Origin of the sequence: Streptomyces sp. SID486 (genome assembly GCF_009865385.1) — a bacterium.
Lineage (GTDB): Bacteria > Actinomycetota > Actinomycetes > Streptomycetales > Streptomycetaceae > Streptomyces.
Map to the genome: position 1 here is coordinate 1 of NZ_WWJT01000280.1, position 6585 is coordinate 6585.

A 6585-nucleotide genomic window follows, 5' to 3' on the forward strand; every position below is an offset into this window, starting at 1 on the left:
GGCCGCCGCGCACGGCGCCCCGGCGGCGCAGCCCGCGGCCGGGGACTTCTCGCCCTTCTGGTTCGCCGTGCCGGTGCCCCGGCCGCTGTTTGCGGAGGACGGCTCGTCGGCCCCCATCGCCGAACTCGCGCCGGGCACCTGGTACCTGGCCGTCGAGCAGCGCGGTGCCGCGCTGGTCGCGCAGACCCAGGACGGCCGCCGGGGCGTGCTGCAGGACACCTCCGGCATCCAGCGCGGCTGAGCCCCGCACACCGCCGTACCGGCCCCTCGCCCTTCCGGGCGGGGGGCCGTTGCCGTACAGTCGCCTCCCGGCTGATATCTGACGGATCGTCAGGAGGCGGACGCATGCGGCTCGGTCTCGCTCTCGGCTACTGGCGGCGCGGCCCGGACGCCGGCCATGTGCCGCTCGCCCGGGAGGCGGAGCGGCTCGGCTACGACTCGGTGTGGACGGCCGAGTCCTGGGGCTCGGACGCCTTCACCCCGCTGACCTGGATCGCCGCCCAGACCTCGACGATCAAGCTGGGTACCGCGGTCGCCCAGATGGCCGCGCGCTCACCGGCCGCCACCGCGATGCACGCGCTCACCCTGGACCACCTCTCCGGCGGGCGCGTGCTGCTCGGACTCGGGCTCTCCGGGCCGCAGGTGGTGGAGGGCTGGTACGGCCGCCCGTTCCCGAAGTCGCCGCTGACCGCGACCCGGGAGTACGTGGACGTCGTACGGCAGGTGCTGCGCCGGGAGGGGCCGGCCCAGGTGGACGGGCGGTTCCATCCCCTCCCCTACCGCGGACCGGACGGCACCGGCCTCGGCAAGCCGCTGAAGTCCGTCACCCACCCGCTGCGCCCCGGCCTCCCCGTCCTGCTCGGTGCCGAGGGCCCGAAGAACGTCGCCCAGACCGCCCGCATCGCCGACGGCTGGCTGCCGCTGTACTGGGCGCCGAGCCGGCCCGAGGTGTACGGGGACGTGGTGCGGGAGTTGCCGGAGGGGTTCCTGGTGGCGCCGATGGCCCGGGTGGAGGTCTGCGACGACGTGGCCGGGGGGCTGCTGCCCGTGAAGGCCATGCTCGGCTTCTACATCGGCGGGATGGGGCACGCGGCCCGCAACTTCCACGCCGACCTGATGGCCCGCATGGGCTACGGGCGGGAGGCCCGCCGCGTCCAGGAGCTGTTCCTGGCCGGGCGCCGGGAGGAGGCCGTGCTCGCCGTCCCCGACGACTTCGCCGACGAGATCTCCCTGGTCGGCCCGCGCGCCCGCATCGCCGAGCGGCTGCAGACATGGCGGGCGGGCCCGGTGACGGACCTGCTGGCGCTGTCACCGGACCCGCACACGCTCAGGGTGCTGGCGGAGCTGAACCGCTAGCCCCGCCCGGCCTTCTAGCCCTTGGAGAGCTGGGAGGCCGACGGCACCTGGTTCTTGACGGGGGCGCCGGCGTCCTGCCCCGCGCCCTTCACCTGGTTGATGACGTCGTCGAAGGAGCCCGCCGCGTTCCCGTCGCCCTTGCGGAGCTTGGACGGCAGGTCCTTCAGGGCGTCGATGCCGGAGCCGAGCGGCGCGATGGCCTTGGCGAGCAGCGGATCGCCCTGGGCGTTCTTCTGGGCCGCCTTGAGCCGGTTGTAGGCGAAGGCGCCGGCGAGACCGGCCTTCACCAGGGCCAGCTTGCGGCCCTTGGCGCCCTTCTTGAACTTGCCGGCCTTCCAGGGCTTCACGATCCACTGGTAGGTCGCGCCTGCGGCGAGGCCCGCGTTCGCCACGAACCTGGTCTTGGCCAGCTTCTGGTGTTCGGCGGACGCGGACGGGCTGGGCGAGTCCGCGGCAGGGACGGCTTGCGCCGCCGCGGAGTCCTTCGTACTGCTCTTCTCGGTGCCGCAGGCGGTGGCACCGGCCACCAGGGCACAGCACAGGGTGAGCGCCACGAAGAGGCGCCGTATCGGTACGGGCACGTGGTCCTCCGGACGTGTCCTCCCCGAGCGGTCTGTTTCCTCCGGCAGCCTCACCCGGGGCGGGCGCGTGCGCCACCCGGGGGAAGCCGTTCGGGTGCCCGGCCCGGTTTCACCGCCCGGGAACCGGCAATCCGAAGACCATGTCTCGATATCGCACTGGCGCGAATCAGGCGGGGACGGCCGTAGCGGTCGTCGCCGACATCATGGCCTTCATACTCGGCCTGTGGATCCTGATGTACCTGTTGGACGCGAACCGGGCGAACAGCCTGGTCCAGTTCGTCCATGACGCGGCCTCCTGGCTGGCCGGCTGGTCACACGACCTCTTCACGTTCGACGAGGCCTGGGCGCGGGTGGTCGCCGGCTACGGCCTGGCCGCCGTGGTGTACCTCTTCGTCGGCCACGCCATCGCCAACCGCATGCACCGGCACTGAGCGCTCAGCAGCAGTCCGGGGCCAGACCCGCCGGCAGGTGTTCGCCGCCGAACACCGCGCACGTGGCGTCGTGGCCGCCCAGCGCGGCCACGGCCAGCAGCAGGGAGCCCGCCGTCCAGGTGGTCAGCTCGCGGGGCCACACCGCGTCGTCCTCGAAGACGTAGCCCGTCCAGTACAGGCCGGTCCCGGGATCGCGCAGGTGCTGGATGGACTGGAGGATCTCCAGAGCCCGGTCGGACTCGCCCACCGCCCACAGGGCGAGGGCGAGTTCGGCCGACTCGCCGCCGGTCACCCAGGGGTTGGGGACCACGCAGCGCACGCCGAGCCCGGGGACGACGAACCGGTCCCAGGACTCCTCGATGCGGGCCTTGGCCTCGGCGCCGGTCAGGGCGCCGCCGAGGACCGGGTAGTACCAGTCCATCGAGTACCGGTCCTTGTCGAGGAAGCGCTCGGGATGGCGGCGGATCGCATGGCGCAGCGACCCTGCGGCCAACTCCCAGTCCGGCTGCGGCTCTTCGCGCTGTTCGGCGATGGCGAGCGCGCAGCGCAGCGCGTGGTGCACGGAGGAGCTGCCGGTCAGCAGGGCGTCGGCGGTGGGCGTGCCGTCGTCCTCGCGGCGCCAGCCGATCTGCCCGCCGGGCTGCTGCAGCCGCAGCACCCATTCGACGGCCGCGTAGACGGTCGGCCACATCCGGTCCAGGAACGTGTCGTCGCCCGTGGACAGGTAGTGGTGCCAGACGCCGACGGCTATGTAGGCGACGAAGTTGGACTCGCGGGCGCGGTCGGTGACGTCGTCGTGGGCGCCGTCGGCGTAGGCGGCGTACCAGGAGCCGTCCTCGTTCTGGTGCCGGGCGAGCCAGGTGTAGGCGCGCTCGGCGGCGTCGTGCTCGCCGGCCGCGTCCAGGGCCATGGCGGCCTCGGTGTGGTCCCAGGGGTCCAGGTGGTGTCCGCGGAACCAGGGGATCGCGCCGTCCTCCCGCTGTACGGCGAGGATGCCGGCGACGGTCGCGGCGGCCTGCTCGGCGGTGAGGACCCCGGGCAGGACGAGGTGTTCTGTCCGGGGAGTGGTCACTCGGCGGCCGCCTCACCGGAGACACGCGGCAGGTGCGGCTTGGTCGCGTAGACCACGAAGCTCTTGCCGATCAGGGGGTTCAGCGCCTGCTCGGCGACCCGCGTGGCGAGCGGCTTCTTCATGATGTCCCAGACCAGCAGCTTGTGGTACGCCCGCACCGGCAGCGCCTTGTCGTTGTCGACACCGAACGCGCACTTCAGCCACCAGTACGGCGAGTGCAGGGCGTGCGCGTGGTGGCTGCCGTACGGCTTCAGGCCCGCCTCACGGACCTTCGCGACCAGCTCGTCGGCCTTGTAGATGCGGATGTGGCCGCCCTCGACCTCGTGGTAGGCGTCGGACAGGGTCCAGCAGACCTTCTCGGGGCCGTAGCGCGGCACGGTGATCGCGATGCGCCCGCCGGGCCTGAGCACGCGGACCATCTCCGCGAGGACACCCTTGTCGTCGGGGATGTGTTCCATCACCTCGGAGATGATGACGACGTCGAAGGACTCGTCCGGGAACGGCAGGGCGAGGGCGTCGCCCTCCATGGCGGTGGCGGTGGCGCCCTCGGGTGCCTCCCCGGCCTTCTTCATCGCCGCGAACCACTTGGCGACCTCGCGGATCTCCTCGGCGTTCTGGTCGAGGGCCACGACCTGGGCGCCGCGCCGGTAGCACTCGAAGGCGTGCCGGCCGGCCCCGCAGCCGAGGTCCAGGACGCGGTCGCCCGGGGCGAGCGGGAACCGGGAGAAGTCGACGGTCAGCACGTGGCCCTGCTTTCGGAGGAGACGCCTGCAACACTTGCCGGGGCCGCGGAGCGGCCCGGTGACGGAGCCTCGGCGCGGCGGGGGCCCGCGGAGCGGGCGATGGCCTCGCGGTAGTGGGCCACCGTTCCCTGCGCGGCGCGGGCCCAGGTGAACCTGTCCAGCACCCGTTCGCGGCCGGCCCGGCCGAGCCGTGCCCGCAGCGCCGGGTCCGCCAGCAGCCGGCTCAGACCGGCGGCCAGCGCGCCCGCGTCGCCGGGCGGTACGGCCAGACAGGTCTCGCCGTCCCGGCCGGCGACCTCGGGGATCGCGCCGCCGGTGGTGGCGACCAGCGGGGTGCCGGTGGCCATGGCCTCGGCCGCCGGCAGCGAGAAGCCCTCGTAGAGCGAGGGCACGCAGGCCACCTCGGCGGAGCGGATCAGGTCGACGAGTTCGGCGTCGGAGATGCCCTTGACGAAGTCGACGGCGCCTTCGAGACCGTACCGCTCGATCGCCTGCGCGACCGGGCCCTCCGCGGGCCGCTTGCCGACGACGACGAGGTGGGCGGCCGGGTGCTCGGCGCGGACCTTGGCGAGCGCCTCCACGAGGAACACCAGGCCCTTGAGCGGCACGTCGGCGCTGGAGGTGGTGACGATCCGGCCCGGGACCTCGGCGACGGCGGGATTCGGCGCGAACAGATCGGTGTCGGCGCCGATGTGGACGACGTGGACCCGCTCGTCGCGGACGCCGAGGTGGTCCACGATCTCCTGGCGGGAGCTGCCGGAGACGGTGAGGACGGAGGGCAGCCGGCGGGCGACCCGCTTCTGCATCCGGGTGAAGGCGTACCAGCGGCGCACCGAGCAGCGGCGCTTCCAGCCGTCGGCCGCGTCGAGTTCCAGCTGCCGGTCCACGGTGATCGGGTGGTGGATCGTGGTGACCAGGGGGGCGCCGATGTCACCCAGCAGGCCGTAGCCCAGGGTCTGGTTGTCGTGGACGACGTCGAACTCGCCGCGCCGGGCGCGCAGGTGCCGGCGGGCGCGCAGCGAGAAGGTCAGCGGCTCGGGGAAGCCGCCGGTCCACATGGTGGCGACCTCCAGGGCGTCGACCCAGTCCCGGTACTCGTCGCGCTTCGGGGTGCGGAAGGGGTCGGGCTGGCGGTAGAGGTCGAGGCTGGGCAGCTCGGTGAGGGTGAGGCCGGCGAGGCCCTCGTCCAGGACCGGGTACGGCTGGGAGCCGATGACCTCCACGCGGTGCCCGAGGCGGGCCAGTTCGCGGGAGAGATGCCGTACGTAGACACCCTGGCCCCCGCAGAACGGGTTGCCCTTGTAGGTGAGGAGCGCGATGTCGAGCGGTCGCTCTTCCCCGCCCCCGGCCGCGCTCGGGCGGGAGGGACCCCGACCGGCCGCGGGTTCCTGGTCGGCACCCGCTTCCCGGGCCTCAGCGGTCACTCCGGCGCCCCCTTCTGCCTGCACTCCCGCGAGACTACGACGGGACGCTAATCTAGAACAAGTTTCAGACTTGATCGTCCAGGAGGCTCTGAATCTACCGGCAGGTAGGAGCGCTGTGAGCAGTGGATCAGGTGATTCGCGCCACGGCACGCGGCCCTGCCGTGCCGGCTGATCACGAGCCCTACAGACACCCTCACCGACTGTCACGGAACGGGACCCATGCCTGCGGAAGCCAGCACCTCGCGTCCGGCCGCCCCGCCCCTCACCGAGCGGCAGGAGGCGCGCCGCCGCCGGATCCTGCACGCCAGCGCCCAGCTGGCCAGCCGGGGCGGGTTCGACGCCGTGCAGATGCGTGAGGTCGCCGAGTCCTCCCAGGTGGCCCTCGGCACGCTGTACCGCTACTTCCCGTCCAAGGTGCATCTGCTGGTCGCCACCATGCAGGACCAGTTGGAGCACATGCACGGCACGCTGCGGAAGAAGCCGCCGGCGGGCGCCACGGCGTCCGAACGGGTGGCGGAGACGCTGATGCGGGCCTTCCGGGCGCTGCAGCGGGAGCCGCACCTGGCCGACGCGATGGTGCGGGCGCTCACCTTCGCCGACCGCAGCGTCTCGCCGGAGGTCGACCAGGTCTCGCGCCAGACGACCGTGATCATCCTGGACGCGATGGGGCAGGCGGATCCCACTCCCGAGCAGCTGTCGGCGGTCCGGGTCATCGAGCACACCTGGCACTCGGCTCTCATCACCTGGCTCTCCGGCCGCGCCTCCATCGCCCAGGTGAAGATCGACATCGAGACGGTGTGCCGTCTGATCGACCTGACCGAGCCGGCCCCGCGCGGCTGACCGGCGCACGCTGCGGCGGTCCGAGCGGCAGCGGCCGAGGAACAGCGCCGTCGGGACTCCGTGAGGGCGTGGATCCCGGCCGCGCGGGGCTGCGGACACGGGTCGGCCGCGCGGGGCCGCGGACACGGGTCGGCCGCG

7 protein-coding genes and 1 pseudogene are annotated in these 6585 nt (G+C 73.0%); 4 read left to right on the plus strand and 4 right to left on the minus strand.

Features of this window, described 5'->3' with window-relative positions:
- Positions 1-241, plus strand: a pseudogene (locus GT045_RS13655) (hypothetical protein); the annotation flags it as partial.
- 104 nt (positions 242-345) lie between these two features.
- On the plus strand, positions 346-1356 hold the full coding sequence (locus GT045_RS13660) for an LLM class F420-dependent oxidoreductase (protein ID WP_161334322.1): 1011 nt from the start codon (positions 346-348) through the stop codon (positions 1354-1356).
- Positions 1357-1370: 14 nt separating this feature from the next.
- Here GT045_RS13660 and GT045_RS13665 read toward each other — a convergent pair whose 3' ends face one another.
- Positions 1371-1937, minus strand: a complete 567-nt coding sequence (locus GT045_RS13665; RefSeq protein ID WP_161289893.1) for a hypothetical protein — start codon at positions 1935-1937, stop codon at positions 1371-1373.
- A gap of 140 nt (positions 1938-2077) precedes the next feature.
- On the opposite strand from GT045_RS13665, the gene GT045_RS13670 reads away from it, so the two are divergent.
- Positions 2078-2368: a hypothetical protein gene (locus GT045_RS13670; RefSeq protein ID WP_161289890.1), complete on the plus strand. Its 291-nt coding sequence runs from the start codon at positions 2078-2080 to the stop codon at positions 2366-2368.
- 4 nt (positions 2369-2372) lie between these two features.
- Here GT045_RS13670 and GT045_RS13675 read toward each other — a convergent pair whose 3' ends face one another.
- Genes GT045_RS13675 through GT045_RS13685 form a run of 3 tightly spaced genes read right to left on the minus strand, consistent with a single transcriptional unit; the run spans position 2373 to position 5607 of the window.
- The gene (locus tag GT045_RS13675; RefSeq protein WP_161289887.1) at positions 2373-3440 is read right to left on the minus strand and encodes a prenyltransferase; all 1068 of its coding nucleotides are present in this window, start codon (positions 3438-3440) and stop codon (positions 2373-2375) included.
- Positions 3437-4183 (minus strand): class I SAM-dependent methyltransferase, encoded by a 747-nt coding sequence (locus GT045_RS13680; protein WP_161334323.1) that lies wholly within the window; start codon positions 4181-4183, stop codon positions 3437-3439. Before GT045_RS13680 ends, GT045_RS13675 begins: the two co-directional genes overlap by 4 nt.
- Positions 4177-5607 carry a glycosyltransferase family 4 protein gene (locus GT045_RS13685; RefSeq protein ID WP_161334324.1) on the minus strand — a complete coding sequence of 477 codons (1431 nt, stop codon included), beginning with the start codon at positions 5605-5607 and terminating at the stop codon, positions 4177-4179. The genes GT045_RS13680 and GT045_RS13685 overlap by 7 nt, the downstream gene beginning before the upstream one ends.
- Positions 5608-5826: 219 nt before the next feature.
- Here GT045_RS13685 and GT045_RS13690 point away from each other — a divergent pair, with 219 nt between their 5' ends.
- Positions 5827-6447 (plus strand): TetR family transcriptional regulator, encoded by a 621-nt coding sequence (locus tag GT045_RS13690; RefSeq protein ID WP_161294650.1) that lies wholly within the window; start codon positions 5827-5829, stop codon positions 6445-6447.
- Positions 6448-6585 lie beyond the last annotated feature (138 nt).

Coding starts and splice junctions, on each gene's coding strand:
- GT045_RS13660 (WP_161334322.1), top strand. CDS start 346: ATGCGGCTCGGTCTCGCTCTCGGCTACTGGCGGCGCGGCCCGGACGCC.
- GT045_RS13670 (WP_161289890.1), top strand. CDS start 2,078: ATGTCTCGATATCGCACTGGCGCGAATCAGGCGGGGACGGCCGTAGCG.
- GT045_RS13690 (WP_161294650.1), top strand. CDS start 5,827: ATGCCTGCGGAAGCCAGCACCTCGCGTCCGGCCGCCCCGCCCCTCACC.